This is a genomic window from uncultured Georgenia sp., from assembly GCF_937958535.1.
In the GTDB taxonomy this organism is placed as follows: domain Bacteria; phylum Actinomycetota; class Actinomycetes; order Actinomycetales; family Actinomycetaceae; genus Oceanitalea.
The window spans coordinates 1-1,858 of record NZ_CALGNQ010000145.1 but is presented as its reverse complement, the minus strand read 5'-3'; the positions used below and the strand labels follow the sequence as shown (position 1 = coordinate 1,858).

Annotated in this window: 2 protein-coding genes; one reads left to right on the top strand and one right to left on the bottom strand. The window is 73.1% G+C overall.

The window, feature by feature from the left end:
* Window positions 1-143 precede the first annotated feature (143 nt).
* Complete coding sequence (locus Q0195_RS08015; protein WP_299276856.1) at window positions 144-1,124, bottom strand: quinone oxidoreductase; 981 nt, start codon at window positions 1,122-1,124, stop codon at window positions 144-146.
* A gap of 46 nt (window positions 1,125-1,170) precedes the next feature.
* Here Q0195_RS08015 and Q0195_RS08010 point away from each other — a divergent pair, with 46 nt between their 5' ends.
* Window positions 1,171-1,818 carry a DUF6226 family protein gene (locus Q0195_RS08010; protein WP_299276853.1) on the top strand — a complete coding sequence of 216 codons (648 nt, stop codon included), beginning with the start codon at window positions 1,171-1,173 and terminating at the stop codon, window positions 1,816-1,818.
* Window positions 1,819-1,858 lie beyond the last annotated feature (40 nt).

Genomic DNA, 1,858 nt, shown 5'->3' with positions numbered 1-1,858 from the left:
CCGAGCGCTCACTTCCCACCGAGAACTGAGTTCCCGCCCAGAGCTCACTTCCCACCGAGAGCCGAGTTCTCACCGGGAGTGCGCGTTCCGCCGGCAGTGCCTGGCCGTGAGTCCCACGGCCACGCACTGCCGGCGGAGCCGTCTCAGGGGACGAGGAGCACCTTGCCGGTGGTCTGCCGGCTCTCGAGCGCTGCGTGCGCGTCTGCCGCGTCGGCGAGCGGGAGCTGCAGACCGATCCGTACGGAGAGCCCCTCGGTGACGGCGTTGAACAGGTCCGCGGCTCGCCACACCAGCTCGGCCCGGTCCGCGATGTAGTGCGCGAGCGTCGGGCGCGTGACGAAGAGCGAGCCCGCCGCGTTGAGCCGCTGCAGGTCGAAGGGCGGCACCTGCCCGCTCGACCCACCGAACAGGACGAGCATGCCCCGACGGCGCAGGCTCGCCAGCGAGGCGTCGAAGGTCGCCCGGCCCACGCCGTCGTAGACGACGTCGACACCTCGGCCGTCTGTGAGGTCCCGGACGAGCGGAGGCAGCTCGGCGGTGATGTCGCCCAGCTCGGTGTACCGGATGACGTGCTCGGCGCCCGCCTCCCGGGAGAGTCGCTCCTTCTCCTCCGTGCCGACGGTCGAGATGACGCGGCCCCCGCGGCGCACGACGAGCTGGGTGAGCAGCAGCCCGACGCCGCCCGCGCCGGCGTGCACGAGCGCAACGTTCCCGGGGGAGACCGGGAAGGTCGACATGCAGAGGTAGTGGGCGGTCATCCCCTGGAGGGGCAGCGCCGCGGCGATGCGCAGGTCGATGCCCACCGGCACCGGGATCGCCTTCTCCACCGGGACGTTGACCCGCTCCGCATAGCTGCCCGGCACGCTGGCCCAGGCGACGTGGTCCCCGACGGTGAACTCGGTGACTCCCTCCCCGACCTCCACGACGGTCCCGGCGCCCTCGTCGCCCACGACGTGTGGGAACTCCATCGGGTAGACGCCGCTGCGCCGGTAGGTGTCGATGAAGTTGACACCGGCCGCGGCGACCTCGACGCGCACCTCACCCGGCCTGGGCGGTGTCTCCGGCAGGTCGACGACGGTGAGGACCTCCGGGCCCCCGGCCTCGGTTGCGTGGACTGCTCGCATGAACCATGTATACCCGGCTCGGCTCGGCGGGCGGTACGGTGCGCGGGTGCGAGGGTACGTTCGCCCCGAGGTCGCCGAGCGGGTGTTCCGTGACGCGAGCGGGGCCGTCGTCGACTACGGCAACCGGTGGGACGGCGGCTCGCCGCCGGAGGACGCCTACCCGGTGGTGAGCCACTCCGAGCGCTTCGCACCGTTGTGGGTCGTCGCCGATGCGCTCGTCGACCACCTCGCGACGACCTACGACGTGGCGGTCGACGACTCCCCGTCGGTCGCCGCGGACTACGTCGTCGCGGTGCCCGCCGTCGTGCGCGCCGTGCGGGTGACCCCGGCGGCCGCCACGGCGGCACCGTTGACCTTCGCCCTCACCCCGTTTCCCGGGGTCGTGGTGCATGCCGGGCTGCTCCATGACACGTCGTTCCCCGGGTGCGGTTGCGACGCCTGCGACGAGACGTGGCAGGGCGCGGCGGAAGACCTGGAGGAGCTGGTGAGTGCGGTGGTCGGCGGGCGCTTCGGCGAGCAGGTCACACGCGCGCCGCGGCCGTGGGTCCGGTACGCACTGGCCGACGAGCACGGCCGGGTACGGCAGAGCGGCAGCAGCCTGGCGACGACCGTCCCCGCCGCCCGCCGCCGTAGGGCGCGCACAGTGCTCAGCCGCCTCGGCGGGCCGTGGCATCCGTGGCCGCGGCGTGGCTGAGCCGTCAGGACGTCAGCTGTCGCTGGGAAGTGGGCTGTCG